Annotated in this window: 21 protein-coding genes; 20 read left to right on the top strand and 1 reads right to left on the bottom strand. The window is 62.6% G+C overall.

The window, feature by feature from the left end; genetic code table 11:
• Nucleotides 1-25 precede the first annotated feature (25 nt).
• The 17 genes from rpsN (at nt 26) to I2H36_RS02615 (ending at nt 12,426) form a co-directional block, all read left to right on the top strand.
• The gene (gene rpsN, locus I2H36_RS02535; RefSeq protein WP_036352989.1) at nt 26-331 is read left to right on the top strand and encodes a 30S ribosomal protein S14; all 306 of its coding nucleotides are present in this window, start codon (nt 26-28) and stop codon (nt 329-331) included.
• Between the two features lie 13 nt (nt 332-344).
• Nucleotides 345-740 carry a 30S ribosomal protein S8 gene (gene rpsH / locus I2H36_RS02540; protein ID WP_036352993.1) on the top strand — a complete coding sequence of 132 codons (396 nt, stop codon included), beginning with the start codon at nt 345-347 and terminating at the stop codon, nt 738-740.
• Between the two features lie 36 nt (nt 741-776).
• The gene (rplF, locus tag I2H36_RS02545; protein ID WP_196262291.1) at nt 777-1,310 is read left to right on the top strand and encodes a 50S ribosomal protein L6; all 534 of its coding nucleotides are present in this window, start codon (nt 777-779) and stop codon (nt 1,308-1,310) included.
• 12 nt (nt 1,311-1,322) lie between these two features.
• Nucleotides 1,323-1,685 (top strand): 50S ribosomal protein L18, encoded by a 363-nt coding sequence (gene rplR, locus I2H36_RS02550; RefSeq protein WP_196262292.1) that lies wholly within the window; start codon nt 1,323-1,325, stop codon nt 1,683-1,685.
• 64 nt (nt 1,686-1,749) lie between these two features.
• Nucleotides 1,750-2,319: a 30S ribosomal protein S5 gene (gene rpsE / locus I2H36_RS02555; protein WP_099511403.1), complete on the top strand. Its 570-nt coding sequence runs from the start codon at nt 1,750-1,752 to the stop codon at nt 2,317-2,319.
• Nucleotides 2,320-2,333: 14 nt separating this feature from the next.
• Nucleotides 2,334-2,540, top strand: coding sequence for a 50S ribosomal protein L30 (rpmD, locus tag I2H36_RS02560; RefSeq protein WP_183450887.1), 207 nt, complete (start codon nt 2,334-2,336; stop codon nt 2,538-2,540).
• A gap of 10 nt (nt 2,541-2,550) precedes the next feature.
• Nucleotides 2,551-3,024 carry a 50S ribosomal protein L15 gene (rplO, locus tag I2H36_RS02565; RefSeq protein ID WP_196262293.1) on the top strand — a complete coding sequence of 158 codons (474 nt, stop codon included), beginning with the start codon at nt 2,551-2,553 and terminating at the stop codon, nt 3,022-3,024.
• A 106-nt stretch (nt 3,025-3,130) separates the two neighbouring features.
• Complete coding sequence (gene secY / locus I2H36_RS02570; protein ID WP_196262294.1) at nt 3,131-4,468, top strand: preprotein translocase subunit SecY; 1,338 nt, start codon at nt 3,131-3,133, stop codon at nt 4,466-4,468.
• 54 nt (nt 4,469-4,522) lie between these two features.
• Nucleotides 4,523-5,104: an adenylate kinase gene (locus I2H36_RS02575; protein WP_196262295.1), complete on the top strand. Its 582-nt coding sequence runs from the start codon at nt 4,523-4,525 to the stop codon at nt 5,102-5,104.
• 197 nt (nt 5,105-5,301) lie between these two features.
• A complete protein-coding gene (rpsM, locus tag I2H36_RS02580; protein ID WP_036353015.1) occupies nt 5,302-5,670 on the top strand; it encodes a 30S ribosomal protein S13 in 369 nt (122 codons plus the stop codon).
• Between the two features lie 78 nt (nt 5,671-5,748).
• Nucleotides 5,749-6,138 (top strand): 30S ribosomal protein S11, encoded by a 390-nt coding sequence (gene rpsK / locus I2H36_RS02585; RefSeq protein WP_196262296.1) that lies wholly within the window; start codon nt 5,749-5,751, stop codon nt 6,136-6,138.
• Between the two features lie 89 nt (nt 6,139-6,227).
• On the top strand, nt 6,228-7,250 hold the full coding sequence (locus I2H36_RS02590; protein ID WP_425523264.1) for a DNA-directed RNA polymerase subunit alpha: 1,023 nt from the start codon (nt 6,228-6,230) through the stop codon (nt 7,248-7,250).
• A gap of 124 nt (nt 7,251-7,374) precedes the next feature.
• Nucleotides 7,375-7,797: a 50S ribosomal protein L17 gene (gene rplQ, locus I2H36_RS02595; RefSeq protein WP_196262298.1), complete on the top strand. Its 423-nt coding sequence runs from the start codon at nt 7,375-7,377 to the stop codon at nt 7,795-7,797.
• A gap of 145 nt (nt 7,798-7,942) precedes the next feature.
• On the top strand, nt 7,943-9,349 hold the full coding sequence (locus I2H36_RS02600; protein ID WP_196262299.1) for a Do family serine endopeptidase: 1,407 nt from the start codon (nt 7,943-7,945) through the stop codon (nt 9,347-9,349).
• 62 nt (nt 9,350-9,411) lie between these two features.
• Nucleotides 9,412-10,734, top strand: coding sequence for a replication-associated recombination protein A (locus I2H36_RS02605; RefSeq protein WP_196262300.1), 1,323 nt, complete (start codon nt 9,412-9,414; stop codon nt 10,732-10,734).
• A 3-nt stretch (nt 10,735-10,737) separates the two neighbouring features.
• A complete protein-coding gene (crcB, locus tag I2H36_RS02610) occupies nt 10,738-11,124 on the top strand; it encodes a fluoride efflux transporter CrcB (RefSeq protein ID WP_196262301.1) in 387 nt (128 codons plus the stop codon).
• A 42-nt stretch (nt 11,125-11,166) separates the two neighbouring features.
• Nucleotides 11,167-12,426, top strand: a complete 1,260-nt coding sequence (locus I2H36_RS02615; RefSeq protein ID WP_196262302.1) for an RluA family pseudouridine synthase — start codon at nt 11,167-11,169, stop codon at nt 12,424-12,426.
• Nucleotides 12,427-12,449: 23 nt separating this feature from the next.
• Here I2H36_RS02615 and I2H36_RS02620 read toward each other — a convergent pair whose 3' ends face one another.
• Nucleotides 12,450-12,989 carry a hypothetical protein gene (locus I2H36_RS02620; RefSeq protein WP_246718602.1) on the bottom strand — a complete coding sequence of 180 codons (540 nt, stop codon included), beginning with the start codon at nt 12,987-12,989 and terminating at the stop codon, nt 12,450-12,452.
• A gap of 259 nt (nt 12,990-13,248) precedes the next feature.
• Between I2H36_RS02620 and I2H36_RS02625 the strand changes: the two genes are divergently transcribed.
• The 3 genes from I2H36_RS02625 to I2H36_RS02635 all read left to right on the top strand — a co-directional run bounded on the left by I2H36_RS02625 (nt 13,249) and on the right by I2H36_RS02635 (nt 14,871).
• The gene (locus I2H36_RS02625; RefSeq protein WP_196262304.1) at nt 13,249-13,710 is read left to right on the top strand and encodes a hypothetical protein; all 462 of its coding nucleotides are present in this window, start codon (nt 13,249-13,251) and stop codon (nt 13,708-13,710) included.
• A gap of 124 nt (nt 13,711-13,834) precedes the next feature.
• Nucleotides 13,835-14,425: a GNAT family N-acetyltransferase gene (locus I2H36_RS02630; protein ID WP_196262305.1), complete on the top strand. Its 591-nt coding sequence runs from the start codon at nt 13,835-13,837 to the stop codon at nt 14,423-14,425.
• 161 nt (nt 14,426-14,586) lie between these two features.
• Nucleotides 14,587-14,871: a GNAT family N-acetyltransferase gene (locus tag I2H36_RS02635; protein WP_196262306.1), complete on the top strand. Its 285-nt coding sequence runs from the start codon at nt 14,587-14,589 to the stop codon at nt 14,869-14,871.
• Nucleotides 14,872-15,017: the final 146 nt, after the last annotated feature.

The following is a 15,017-nucleotide window of genomic DNA, read 5'->3' on the forward strand; positions in this document are numbered from 1 at the left end:
AAACGCGGACACTGGAGATAAAAGCATGGCTAAGAAAAGCGCTATTGAGAAGAACAAGCACCGTCGCGAGCTGGTGAAGAAGTTCGCCGGTCGCCGCGAGCGCCTCCTGGCGGTCGCCAACGACGAGTCGAAGAGCATGGAGGAGCGCTTCGAGGCGCGCCTCAAGCTGGCCGAGCTGCCGCGCAACGCGAGCCCGACCCGCATCCGCAACCGTTGCGAGATCACGGGTCGTCCCCGCGCTTACTACCGTAAGCTCGGCATGTCCCGTATCGCCCTGCGCGAGCTCGGCAACAAGGGCCTGATTCCGGGCCTCGTGAAGTCCAGCTGGTAAGGGAGGGCATCATATGATCAACGATCCGTTGGGCGATATGCTCACCCGTATCCGCAACGCGCAGATGCGCCGTCGCGGTACTGTTTCCACCCCTGGCTCGAAGCTGCGTGCTCGCGTTCTCGAAGTTCTCAAGTCCGAGGGCTACATCCGCGACTACTCGCAGACGGAGTTCGGCAACGGCCGGACCGAGTTCTCGATCGAGCTCAAGTACTATGACGGGCAGCCGGTGATCCGCTCCATCGAGCGCGTCTCCAAGCCGGGCCGCCGCGTGTATGCTTCCGTCGACACCATGCCGCGCGTGGCCGACGGTCTGGGCATCACCATTCTCTCGACGCCCCAGGGCGTGATGGCCGATCACGAGGCCCGTGAGAAGAACGTGGGCGGCGAAGTGCTCTGCAAGGTCTTCTAAGGCCAGGCACTCGCACAGAACCACGAGGATTCGAAAATGTCACGAGTAGGCAAGAAGCCCGTTCCGGTTCCGTCAGGTGTGACGGCGACCGTCGACGGTCAGATGGTGAAGGTTAAGGGCTCGAAGGGCGAACTCTCGTTCCTCGTTCCCGAAGAAGTGCTGGTTGCTCTTGAAGACGGCGCCGTGGCGGTGAACCCGCGCGACGAGTCCAAGACCGCCCGTGCGAAGTGGGGCATGTCCCGCGCCCAGGTGGCAAACCTGGTCGAAGGCGTGTCCAAGGGCTTCGAGAAGCGTCTTGAGATCAACGGCGTTGGCTACAAGGCCGCCGTTGCCGGCAAGGTGCTGAAGCTGTCGCTGGGCTACAGCCACGACATCGACTACGCGATTCCGGCGGGCGTGACGATCACGACGCCGAAGCCGACGGAAGTCATTGTCGCTGGCATCGACAAGCAGGTCGTTGGTCAGACTGCCGCCGAGATCCGCGAATATCGCGGTCCGGAGCCCTATAAGGGCAAGGGCGTCAAGTATGCCAACGAGTTCATCTTCCGCAAGGAAGGCAAGAAGAAGTAAGGACGACGTATCATGGCTGAGAAGAAAGGCGCTGAAGATCGCCGCAAGGCTCGTGTGCGCCGTGCGATCAAGAAGGCAGCGAATGGTCGTCCGCGTTTGTCGGTCTTCCGTTCGTCCAAGCAGATCTACGCCCAGGTTATCGATGACGTGCGAGGCCATACGGTCGCGGCGGCTTCGACCCTCGAGGCTGACCTGAAAGGCAAGCTCAGGACCGGCGCCACCGTCGATGCGGCAAAGGAAGTGGGGAAGCTCGTAGCTGAGCGCGCGGTTGCTGCCGGCGTGAAGCAGGTCATCTTCGACCGTTCGGGCTACCTCTATCATGGCCGCGTCAAGGCTCTGGCCGACGCTGCCCGTGAAGGCGGTCTGGATTTCTAACGGCGGGTATAATCCAAGCAACCCTTAGCGAGCGGGCCCGCCGCCCGCGCAAGTGAGAGGTCTCATGGCTAGAGAACCAAGAGAACGTGCTGATCGCGAAGAGCGCGACAGCGAATTCGTGGACCGCCTGGTCCACATCAACCGCGTCGCCAAAGTCGTGAAGGGCGGCCGTCGTTTCGGCTTTGCTGCTCTCGTCGTCGTCGGCGACCAGAAGGGCCGCGTCGGCTTCGGTCACGGCAAGGCCCGTGAAGTGCCGGAAGCCATCCGTAAGGCTACGGACGCTGCCAAGCGCTCCATGATCCGCGTTGCTCTGCGCGAAGGCCGCACCCTGCATCACGACGTGAACGGTCGCCACGGCGCCGGCAAGGTCGTGCTCCGTGCTGCTCCTCAGGGTACCGGCATCATCGCCGGCGGCCCGATGCGCGCCGTCTTCGAGGTGGTTGGCATGCAAGACGTGGTCGCCAAGTCGCTCGGCTCGTCGAATCCGTACAACCTCGTCCGCGCGACCTTCGATGCGCTCAAGAACGAGGATAGCCCGCGTTCGGTCGCCGCTCGCCGTGGCCTGAAGGTCTCGACGCTGCAGGCTCGCCGCCGTGACGCTGACACCAGCGAAGCTGCTGGCGCTGAAGCGTAAGGGAGGCTGTAACCATGGCAAAGAAGCCTGCTACGGCAGCATCCACCGTCACCGTTGAGCAGATCGGTTCGCCGATCCGCCGCGAGGCCAAGCAGCGTCAGACGCTGATCGGTCTCAAGCTCAACAAGCTTCACCGTACTTCGACCTTGGAAGACACGCCTGCGGTTCGCGGCATGATCGAAAAGGTCAAGCACCTCGTGCGCGTTGTCGACGGGCAGTGAGGAGAGCGTCATGAAACTCAACGAAATTCGTGACAACGAAGGTTCTACCAAGAACCGCATGCGTGTCGGCCGTGGTATCGGCTCCGGCAAGGGCAAGACCGGCGGTCGTGGCGTCAAGGGACAGACGTCCCGTTCCGGCGTAGCGATCAAGGGCTTCGAAGGCGGTCAGATGCCTCTGCATCGTCGTCTACCGAAGCGCGGCTTCAACAAGCCGAACGCCATTGATCTCAACGAGGTCAACGTCGGCCGCATCCAGCAGGCCGTCGAAGCCGGCAAGCTCGACAAGGGCACTGCCGTCACCGTCGAGTCGCTGGTCGCTGCCGGGGTGGTCTCCAAGCCGCGCGACGGCGTGAAGATCCTCGGCGTCGGCGAACTCAAGACGAAGCTTTCCTTCCAGGTCCATGGCGCGTCCAAGTCGGCCGTCGAAGCGATCGAGAAGGCCGGTGGCTCTGTCACCCTGCTGGGTGGCGTTGCGCAGGCGTGAGCCAGCGCCCACATTGACTAAGATCCAAGCGGCGGCCCGCGTTATGATCGCGTGGCCGCCGTTTGCGTGATAACCGTCACGGTTCAAGTATTTCGGGGACACCACTATGGCCTCAGCAGCCGAGCAACTTGCGGCAAACATCAATTTCGGCGCCATTGCCAAGGCCGATGAGCTGAAAAAGCGCATCTGGTTCACCTTGGGCGCCCTCATCGTCTATCGTCTCGGCACTTACATCCCGCTGCCCGGCATCAACCCGGAGGCCCTGGCGCAGAGCTTCCAGAACGCCAGCGGAGGCGTGCTCGGCCTTTTCAACATGTTCTCAGGCGGCGCCGTGGAGCGCATGGCGATCTTTGCCCTGAACATCATGCCGTATATCTCGGCCTCGATCATTGTTCAGCTGCTTACTTCCGTTCTGCCCTCCCTCGAGGCGCTGAAGAAAGAAGGCGAGGCCGGCCGCAAGATCCTGAACCAGTACACCCGCTATCTCACAGTGATGCTGGCGCTGTTCCAGTCTTGGGGCATTGCGGTGGGCCTTCAGGGCTCCGGCAACATCGTGGATGCGCCCGGTCCGTTCTTCCTGATCTCGACCGTGATCACCCTCACCGGTGGCACCATGTTCCTCATGTGGCTCGGTGAGCAGATCACCTCCCGCGGCATCGGCAACGGCACGTCGCTCATCATCTTTGCCGGGATCGTGGCGAACCTGCCGACTGCCATTGCCGGCACCCTCGAGCTTGGCCGCCAGGGCGCGATCTCGACAGGCCTGATCATCGGCGTGATCGTGATGGCAGTCGCCATCATCTACTTCGTGGTGTTCATGGAGCGCGCCCAGCGGCGTCTTCTCATCAACTACCCGAAGCGCCAGGTCGGCAACCGCATGTATGAGGGCCAGACCTCCTTCCTGCCGCTCAAGCTGAACACCTCGGGCGTGATCCCGCCGATATTCGCCTCCTCGCTGCTTCTGCTTCCGGCGACTATTGCCAGCTTCCAGACCAATGCGGACGGCACGGGCTTCATTTCCACGCTGACTGCCTATCTCGGCCACGGCCGCCCAGCTTACATGTTCCTGTATGCGGCCCTGATCGTGTTCTTCGCTTTCTTCTATACGGCCATCGTGTTCAATCCGACGGAGACGGCCGACAACCTGAAGAAGCAGGGCGGCTTCATCCCGGGCATCCGCCCCGGCGAGCGGACGGCGGATTTCATCGATCAGGTTCTGACCCGCATCACGGTGCTTGGTGCGATTTACCTGGTGATCATCTGCCTGATTCCCGAACTCCTGGTGTCTTATGCGGCGTTGCCATTCTACTTTGGCGGGACTTCGCTTCTGATCGTCGTGTCTGTTACCATGGACACGGTTGCTCAGGTGCACGGTCACCTGCTTGCTCATCAGTATGAGGGCCTCGTCAAGAAGGCGAAGCTCAAGGGTGCGCGCAGACGCTAACAACAGATGCCTCGCCTGAAGGCGAGCAATCTCGACGAAGTCAGGGGGACGTCGATGAGGATCATCCTGCTGGGGCCGCCGGGGGCCGGTAAAGGCACTCAGGCCGTGCGTCTGGTTGAGCGGCTGGGGATTCCTCAGCTGTCAACCGGCGACATGCTCCGCGCAGCCGTGGCCGCCGGCACGCCGGTCGGCCTCAAGGCCAAGGCTGTCATGGACCGGGGTGACTTGGTGTCGGACGACATTGTTGTCGGCATCATTGCGGACCGGATCGAGGAGCAGGACGCCAAGGGCGGTTTCATCCTCGACGGCTTTCCCAGGACTGTCGCGCAGGCCGACGCTTTCGACCGGATGTTGGCGGACAAGGGCCTGAAGCTCGATGCCGTCATCGAGTTCAAGGTCAACCAGGCCGAGCTGGTCGAGCGTATCGTCAGGCGGGCCAAGGAGACGGAAGCTCGAGGAGAGCCCGTCCGCAAGGATGACAATCCGGAGGTCTTCAAGACCCGGCTCGACGCCTACAAAAATCAGACGGCCCCTCTCTCGGCTTACTACGAGCGCACGGGCATGCTGAAGACCGTCGATGGCATGAAACCCATCGATGACGTAACCCAGGCAATCAAGGAAATCCTCGGTCGCTGACGGGCGGGGGCTTGACGAACGGGTTAATTTCCGTTAGGGGCAAGCTCTTGCACAAGAACCTGCATATCCAGAGGGCTTCATAAGAGGCCGCTCTGGATTGTTGTGTTTTCGCATAAGGAACCCGCGCAGGGGCCGGCCTCCACCGGACGCGCGATAATCATAACCCGAAGCTTTTGCTTCCCACATGGAGACGGACGATGGCCCGTATTGCAGGCGTCAACATCCCGACTGCCAAGCGCGTTGTGATCGCGCTTCAGTATATTCACGGCATTGGGCCCAAGAAGGCCCAGGAGATCGTCGAGAAGGTCAACATCCCGGCCGAGCGCCGCGTGAACCAGCTGACCGACGCCGAGGTTCTGGCCATCCGCGAGACCATCGACCGCGATTACATCGTCGAGGGCGACCTGCGCCGCGAAGTGTCCATGAACATCAAGCGCCTGATGGACCTCGCCGCTTACCGTGGCCTGCGCCACCGCCGCAGCCTCCCGGTCCGCGGTCAGCGCACCCACACGAATGCCCGCACCCGCAAGGGCAAATCGAAGCCGATCGCCGGCAAGAAGAAGTAAGGTTTTGCGGCCGCCCCTGGTGGGTGGCCCTTTCTCCCGAGCGCCTGGCATAACGGGCGCGCTTGAAGGATCTTTGGAATGGCTAAAGAAACTACCCGCGTCCGCCGCCGCGAACGCAAGAACATCGTTTCCGGCGTGGCGCATGTGAACGCCTCGTTCAACAACACCATGATCACCATCACCGACGCCCAGGGCAACACGATTTCGTGGTCTTCCGCCGGTGCGATGGGTTTCAAGGGTTCGCGTAAGTCGACCCCCTATGCGGCTCAGATCGCTGCCGAAGATGCGGCCCGCAAGGCTTCCGAGCACGGCATGCGTACCCTCGAGGTCGAGGTGTCCGGTCCCGGCTCCGGCCGTGAGTCCGCCCTGCGCGCCCTTCAGTCGGCCGGCTTCACCGTCACATCGATCCGTGACGTCACGCCGATCCCGCACAATGGCTGCCGCCCGCGCAAGCGTCGCCGCGTCTAAGGTTATCCGGCACGTGGGTCCAAGGCCCACGCGCGTTCCGGTTTAAAGGGCTGGCCCTGCGCCTCCCTTCAAGCCGTACCTCATGAGGTGTGGTTGTGATCCAAAAGAACTGGCAAGAGCTGATTAAGCCGAACAAGCTCGAAGTCTCCCCGGGCGACGATCCGAAGCGCATTGCGACGGTCATTGCGGAGCCGCTCGAGCGTGGCTTCGGCACGACGCTCGGCAACTCCCTGCGTCGCGTCCTGCTGTCGTCCCTCCAAGGGGCCGCTGTTACGGCGGTCCATATCGACGGCGTGCTGCACGAGTTCTCCTCTATCCCGGGCGTCCGCGAGGACGTGACGGACATCGTCCTCAACGTGAAGACGATCGCCATCAAGATGCAGAGCGAAGGCGCCAAGCGCATGACGCTCCGCAAGACCGGCCCTGGCGCCGTGACGGCTGGCGACATCAACACGGTCGGCGACGTTCAGATCCTGAACCCCGAGCTCGTGCTCTGCACCCTCGACGAGGGCGCCGAGATCCGCATGGAGTTCACGGTCGACACCGGCAAGGGCTATGTTCCCGCCGAGCGCAACCGCACCGAGGACGCGCCGATCGGCCTGATCCCGGTCGATTCGCTCTACAGCCCGGTGAAGAAGGTCTCCTATCGTATCGAGAACACCCGTGAGGGCCAGATCCTCGACTACGACAAGCTGATCATGACGGTCGAGACCAATGGCGCCGTGACCCCTGAGGATGCCGTGGCCTATGCCGCCCGTATCCTGCAGGACCAGCTCCAGGTCTTCGTCAACTTCGAAGAGCCCCGCAAGGAAGAGGCCGCCGCCGCTGCGCCGCAGCTGCCGTTCAACCCTGCGCTCCTCAAGAAAGTCGACGAGCTCGAGCTGTCGGTCCGTTCGGCAAATTGCCTCAAGAACGACAACATCGTCTATATCGGCGACCTGATCCAGAAGTCGGAAGCCGAGATGCTTCGTACCCCGAACTTCGGTCGCAAGTCGCTTAACGAGATCAAGGAAGTTCTCGCCGGCATGGGCCTGCATCTCGGCATGGACGTGCCGGGCTGGCCGCCAGAGAACATCGAAGATCTCGCGAAGCGCTTCGAAGAGCACTACTAAGAATTCCGAAGCCGCTCGTCATTCTTGATGGGCGGCTTCGATCAAGCCCCGCCGGAAACCGGCGGATCAAAAGAGAGACGGTCCGTCCCTTGGCACGGCGGCCGGAAGATCTAGGAGAAAGCCAATGCGTCACGGATTCCGTGGTCGTCGTTTCAACCGTACGACCGAACACCGCAAGGCCATGTTCGCCAATATGGCGGCTGCGCTGATCAAGCACGAGCAGATCGTTACGACGCTCCCGAAGGCCAAGGACCTGCGTCCGGTCGTCGAGAAGCTGATCACGCTGGGCAAGCGCGGTGACATGCATGCCCGCCGCCTCGCCATGTCGAAGCTGCGCGACCAAGCTATGGTCAAGAAGCTTTTCGACGTTCTCGGCAAGCGCTACGGCGATCGCAACGGCGGCTACACCCGCGTCCTGAAGGCCGGCTTCCGCTACGGCGACAATGCCCCCCTGGCCGTGATCGAGTTCGTGGACCGCGACGTGGATGCGCGCGGCCAGGATTCGGGCCCGACCATGAAGGAAGAGATCATCGAGGCTGCCGAGTAACCCTCGGCTCCCGCGATCCCATTAAGGGCGGCTTTCAGGCCGCCCTTTTTCTTTGCGCATGCGTCTCCCCATATTCCCGGTAGAGCTTGGACTTTCGTGCACGGCGCTTTATCGAAGGGCATCGCTGAACGAGGGATTCTTGGCCATGCGCTTCTCGCTGCTTCGCTTTGCCGTGACTGTTGCCGCGCTCGCTCTTGGAGTTGGTGGGACGCAGGCCCAGACGCAACGGGTCGTGCCCGAGAACAAGGCCCAGGTCCAGCTCTCCTTCGCGCCCATCGTGCGCCAGACCGCAGGATCAGTCGTCAACGTTTACGCCAAGCGGAACGATCGCCGGCAGAACGCGGCTATCGATGAATATTTCCGCCGCTTCTTTGGCGACAACGCGCCTGGCGTTCCCCGCGGACGATCCCAGAGCTCCCTCGGTTCGGGCGTCATCGTCGATGCCTCGGGCCTCGTGATCACGAACAACCACGTGATCGAAAATATGAACGAGGTGAAGGTGGCCCTGGCCGATCGCCGCGAATTCGAGGCCGATATCCTGTTGCGCGACTCCCGCACGGATATCGCCGTGCTCAAGCTGAAAGATGCCACCAACCTCCAGGCCGTTGAGCTGGGCGACTCGGAGGCTCTGCAGGTGGGCGACATCGTGCTGGCTATCGGCAATCCGTTCGGTGTGGGCCAGACGGTGACGCAAGGCATCGTGTCGGCCCTGGCGCGGACCCAGGTGGGCATCTCCGACTACCAGTTCTTCATCCAGACGGACGCGGCCATCAACCCCGGTAATTCGGGCGGTGCCCTCATCGACATGAACGGCCGCGTTGTCGGCATTAACACGGCCATCTATTCCCGCTCCGGTGGCAGCATCGGCATCGGCTTTGCCGTGCCGTCCAGCATGGTCCGTGTGGTACTCAATTCAGCCAGGGGTGGCGCCAAGAATGTGGTCCGTCCCTGGCTCGGCGCTCGCCTCCAGCCCGTCGACGGCGACATCGCTACCGGGCTAGGCCTGGAGCGCCCAACCGGCGTTCTCGTCACGTCCGTCTATGATAAGGGCCCTGCCGCGGACGCAGGACTTAAGCGTGGCGACGCTATCCTGGAGGTCGACGGGCAACCGGTCGATAACCCGGATTCCTTCGGCTACCGCTTCACTCTCAAGGGTACTCAGGGGCAGGCGCCTCTGACTGTTCTGCGCGGCGGCAAGCGGAGCACGATCCAGGTCAAGCTCATGCCGCCGCCCGAGAACCCGCTGCGGGATCCGGTACGCAGCCGCGGACGGACGCCATTTGCCGGCGCGACCCTCGTCAACATGTCGCCGGCGGTCGCCGACGAACTGCAGATCGACGTGGCAGATGATGGCGTCGTGGTGGCCGACTTGGAGGAGCGCAGCGTCGCCGCCAGCGTCGGGTTCGAGAAGGGCGACCAGATCGTCGCCATCAATGGCGATCGGGTTGCGAATACGCGGGATGCAGATAGCCTGATCAACCGCAATGGCGGCTATTGGGAGATCACCGTGAGCCGCGGCGGGCGTACCTTCACTACGGTACTCGGCCGTTAAGCGCGACGGCGGCTTATGGATCGGTTATTGATAAGGGACAAGATTTTGAGTCCCTGTGCATCATGAGTGACCTGTTCTCCTCCGCCGGCCTCGACCAGAACGCCCCCCGTCCGCTGGCGGACAGGTTGCGGCCTACCAAGCTCTCCGAAGTGGTCGGCCAGGACCATCTCGTGGGGCAGGATGGCATCCTCACCCGGCTCATCGCCTCGAAGTCCCTCGGCTCCCTGATTTTCTGGGGACCGCCCGGCACCGGCAAGACCACGGTCGCCCGGCTGATGGCCTATGAGACGGATCTGCATTTCGACCAGATCTCGGCGATCTTCTCCGGCGTGGCGGACCTCAAGAAGGTGTTCGAGGCGGCACGTCACCGCCGATCCATGGGCACGGGGACACTGCTCTTCGTGGACGAGATCCATCGCTTCAACCGCGCCCAGCTCGACGCCTTCCTGCCGGTCATGGAAGACGGCACGATCACCCTGGTCGGGGCGACCACCGAAAATCCATCCTTCGAGCTGAATGCAGCGCTCCTCTCCCGGGCTCGCGTGCTCCTGTTCAAGTCCCTCTACGAAGAGGCAATCCAGAAAATTCTGCTTCGTGCCGAGGAGATCACGGGCAAGAGCCTTCCGCTCGACGAGGAGGCGAGAGCTTCCCTCGTGCGCATGGCGGATGGTGACGGGCGGGCCGTGCTGACGCTTGCCGAGGAGGTCTGGCGCTCGGCCAAGCCCGGCGAGACTTTCGATGCTGAGCAGCTGCAGGAGATCATCCAGCGCCGGGCCCCCATCTACGACAAGGGGCAGGAGGGGCATTACAACCTCATCTCCGCCCTGCACAAAACCATCCGCGGCTCCGATCCGGATGCGGCGCTCTATTACCTGACCCGAATGCTGGACGCTGGCGAAGACAGGCTCTTCATCGCTCGCCGACTGGTGCGGGCGGCTGTGGAGGACATCGGCATGGCCGATCCGCAGGCGCTCGTCATCGCCAATGCGGCCAAGGACGCCTTCGATTTCCTCGGCTCGCCGGAGGGGGAACTGGCCTTGGCCCAAGCGGCGGTCTACCTCGCCACCGCGCCGAAATCGAATGCCCTCTACACCGCCTACAAGTCCGCCACGCGGATTGCGAAGGAACACGGCTCCCTCATGCCGCCGAAGACGATCCTGAACGCCCCGACTAAGCTCATGAAGCAGATCGGCTACGGCGAGAGCTATGCCTATGACCACGATGAGCCGGATGCCTTCTCGGGCCAGGATTACTGGCCGGACAAGCTGGGGCGGCAATCGTTCTACGAGCCCGTGGACCGCGGCTTCGAGCGGGAGATCCGCAAACGTCTGGATTGGTGGGAGAGACTGCGCCGGTCTCGACGCGGCGAAGGTGGCGAGGATTAGTCTGTGAAAGCCTACCTCCTCGTCTTCCTCGGCGCCGGCATCGGCGGCGCCCTGCGCCATGGGGTGAATGTCGGCTGTGTACGCCTGTGCGGGATGGCGTTTCCATGGGGGACGCTGACGGTGAACATCGTCGGTTCCTTCCTCATGGGTGCCATCGCGGCTTGGCTCGCCTTCAAGGCCGGTGAGGGGTGGAGTCAGCCCCTGCGGCTCTTCCTGACCACGGGCATTCTTGGTGGCTTCACCACCTTCTCGGCCTTCTCCCTCGATGCGGTATTAATCTGGGAGCGGGGGCAGGCAGGTCTTGCATCGGCCTACGTGGCCGCTTCGATTGCGCTCTCAATTGCCGGATTGCTCGCTGGCTTGGCGTTGGTCCGAACGCTCACGGCTTAAACCCCGATTGCCGCCCGCGTGGCGCTCTGGTACCCACGGATCATGAGAAAAAGTGGTTCAGGACAGAATGGTGCCCGTGGCGGGCGGAAGGAATCTCGGCAGGGTTTTCGCTCCCGGGAGGATAAGCCCGCGCGCAAAGCCCCGGCGAAGCCGCGCGGCGTGAAGTCGGCTGCAGCCAAGACGCGGGCACCCGCGGTCGCGCGTGAAAAGCCCGCCGCGGCACGGCCGCAGGCAAAGGCCACGGTCGCAGAGGCTGCGCGCGGGCCTACGCGGGCTCAGGCTAGGGCAGCGGCCCAGGAGGTTCTAGCAACGGGCGTGCAGACCCTCGTGGTCGAGCCTGATGAGGCCGATATGCGTGTCGACCGCTTTCTGGTTGCGCGGTTCCCGCAGCTCGCCTTCACGCATATCCAGCGCATCGTCCGCAAAGGCGAGCTGCGCATCGACGGCAAGCGGGCGCAGCCCAACGAGCGGCTCGTAGCCGGCCAGAAGGTTCGGGTGCCGCCGCTGAAGCTCGACCAGCAGCGTCCGGTCTCCCGCAGCCCGGCCAAGGATCAGGACGAACGCGATTTCCTGAAATCGATCACGCTTTATGAGGACAAGGATGTCCTCATCATCAACAAGCCGATGGGACTTGCCGTCCAGGGCGGATCCGGCACCAAGCGGCATGTGGACGGAATGCTCAATTCCCTCACCGGCGAGGATGGCCAGAAGCCGCGTCTCGTGCACCGTCTCGACAAGGACACGGCCGGCTGCCTCGTGATCGCCAAGACACGCTTTGCAGCGTCCACCATGGCAAAATCCTTCCGCGCTCGCACCACGCGCAAAATCTATTGGGCTCTGGTTGCCGGCGTGCCACGCGTGCGCCAAGGCAGGGTCTCGACCTATCTCACGAAGGAAGGTGACGAGGGCGATGCTCGCATGAAGGTGGCCCAGCACGGCGACGAGGGGGCAAGCCATGCGCTGACCTATTACGCGGTCATCGATACAGCGGCGCAGAAGCTCGCCTGGCTCTCTTTGAAACCGGTCACCGGGCGCACGCACCAGCTGCGTGCGCACGCGGCGCATATCGGCCATCCCATTGTCGGCGATCCGAAATATTTCGATATCGAGAACTGGGAGCTGCCCGGCGGCATCCAGAACAAGCTGCACCTCCTGGCCCGCCGCATCGTCATCGCCCATCCGCGGACGGGTAAGCCCATCGATGTGACGGCACCGCTGCCACCGCACATGCAGCAGAGCTTCAATCTGCTGGGCCTGGATACCAGCCAGTACGACCCTATCGTCGAGGCGCCCGAGGACTAGGGCGTCGCTTCGATAGTCCGTATCTATGGCGCTGCGCCTGCGAAAGCGGGCTCCTGCGCGGCTTTCCGGAACAGCCAGGCCGACAGGAGCCATAGGGCGGAAAAGAAACCGGTCAGGACCACGATCACCCATGGCCAGTTTCCCCCGGTGGAGCCTAATCCGGCGCTCAGAGCGATGATTCCGACCAGTGTTTGAGCGAGCGCCGTTGCGACCAAGACCTGCGCCATGCCATGAGGCTGTAAACGTACGATGAAGCCGCCAAGAACCGCGATGGCGAGCACACCGCCATACATCAGGTTGGCCGGGTAATCCTCAGCCCCGATGATGCCAACGGCAAGGCTCATCCAGATGAGGATGAAGGCCGCTACGACCGTAACGCCGACGGCGGCTCGATAGGCGATACCCCCAGCCACCTTTTCGGCAAGCTCGTAGGTGCCGCAGGCGCCGAGCAGCATGGTGCCAAACACGATGAAATCAGTCTCACCCCAGTTCGCTTCATCGGTGAACATCATGGCGACTAGCGGCAGCAGCCAGAGGAGCGCTGCGACAATCCAGGGCGCCATCCGCCACAAATGCCTGCCCCGTCTACCGCTATTGTCCGCGCTTGCCGCCATAGCCCTGCTCCGTGCACGCGTGAGACTTCCAAACTAACTCAAGGCTGGCCGATTTCCCATCCTGTCGCACTTTCGCCGCGCGGCCGGCGCAGCATCGGTCCATCTCACTCAGCCATCCGGTTGTCTGAGCATTGAGGACTGAGCATCGGAGGAAACCCGGAGGTGCACGTCCACTTTCGGGCCCACTGCTCGGCAAGGAGGGAGATCGATGGAACACAAGCATCTTGATCAGCTCCGTAGCGTAGCCGACATTCAGCCAAGATCATTATCCCGCGAGGAACGACTTCAGCGTTGGATCGACCTGCTCGAACGCGATCCGAAACGCTCCCTGAACTCCCTTGGCGAAATCGAGTACAAGCCGCCGGCGGAGAGGGCGTTGATCCGAGAGGACAACTCTCCACTCACAGTCGCTTATGAGGACCCGATTCTGCGCGCCGATGGCCTTGCAGGCGACAGGCTCGGCGATGCCATGCGCTATTTCGCGCTCTCCGACGGTCAGGCCCATTACGCCCTCTGCTCGTGCCTCAGCGGGCGCACGATGGACGCCTCGACCTGCGCGCAAAGGTTGCGGAACGCGACCGGCAATGTCGCCTGGGAATCAGCAGTAGGTGCTTGGGCCCTGGCGGCTCTCGCGGTGAGCCTGCCGGGTCTCGTCTACCTGCTGGGCTGACGCGGGCGGCACCGGTTGCCGACCAACACATCAGGAGACTGATCGTCTCCTGATGCTGCCTTCGCCATTGCGGGCTTGCTCTGAATCGGAGACAAAGCTGCAGATCGGATAAGGCACCTTCCTCATGCTTCATATCGAGCCCGTAATCCTCTCGACAGACCGCCTGACCCTGCGCCCCTTGAGCCCTGCCGACGTTCCGGGTCTCGGCGAGGCTGCCAGCGATGGTGAGCTCTGGGAGAAGAAGACCACGACCGTGCCGCGGCCGGAGGGCTTCGATGCCTATGTGCAGAAAGCCTTGGAACTTCAGGAAGCTGGCCTTGCGCTGCCCTTCGCGACTGTCGTGAACGAGGGCAATCAGGTTATCGGCTCGACGCGGTTCATGAACATCGATGCCGCCAACCACCGGGTCGAGATCGGCACCACCTGGATTGCGAAATCCTGGCAGCGGACCTTCGTCAACACCCACGCAAAATTCCTCATGCTGCGGCACGCTTTTGAGGTGCTGGGCTGCAACGCAGTGGAACTGCGAACCCATCGCCTCAACGACCAGTCCCGCGCCGCCATCGAGCGCCTCGGGGCCAAGCTCGATGGAATCCTGCGCCAGCACATGATCATGCCCGATGGGCATATCCGTGATACGGCGGTCTACAGCATCATCCGGGACGAGTGGCGTGAAGTGAAAGCCAAGCTCGAACGGAAGATGGCTTTGGATTGAGAACAGCGCATTAGATGAAGCTCCATTCGCGGAAACTTCGGGTAAAGGAGGCCGCGCTTCAGTTGTGAATGGCGACGCCGACCCCAAGCTTGGCCGCTTGCGGAACGCCGCCCGGAGGATCACGTTGCACTTTCGATAATGTTCATCAGGTGGGTTGAGCCATGAGCAGCGACATTCGGGATAATGTGAACCGCCGCCGGTTCGAGTTGGAGCGCAATGGGCAGATCGCCTTCGCGAACTATGAGCGGCGCGGGTCCGAACTGGTGATCCGGCATGTGGAAGCAGCCATCCCCTTACGCGGAACGGGGGCTGCCGGCGATCTCATGCGGGGCGTGGCGGAGATTGCCCGCTCCGAGGGACTGAAGATTACGCCTCTGTGCGGCTATGCATTTGCCTGGATTCGTCGCCACAAGGAATACGGCGATCTCCTGAACCGAGGGTCTTAATCCCCTCTATCCGGTGGGTGTGCCCATTCGCCGTACTGCGAACTGCGTCAAAATAAACTAAACAGCGGCTCCTCCAAAAAACTCAAACTGCGCTATGGGGGCGCCGCCGGTGACAAACGTTCTCGAAAAAGCAAGACAGCTCTTGT

Origin of the sequence: Microvirga terrestris (assembly GCF_015694425.1) — a bacterium.
In the GTDB taxonomy this organism is placed as follows: domain Bacteria; phylum Pseudomonadota; class Alphaproteobacteria; order Rhizobiales; family Beijerinckiaceae; genus Microvirga; species Microvirga terrestris.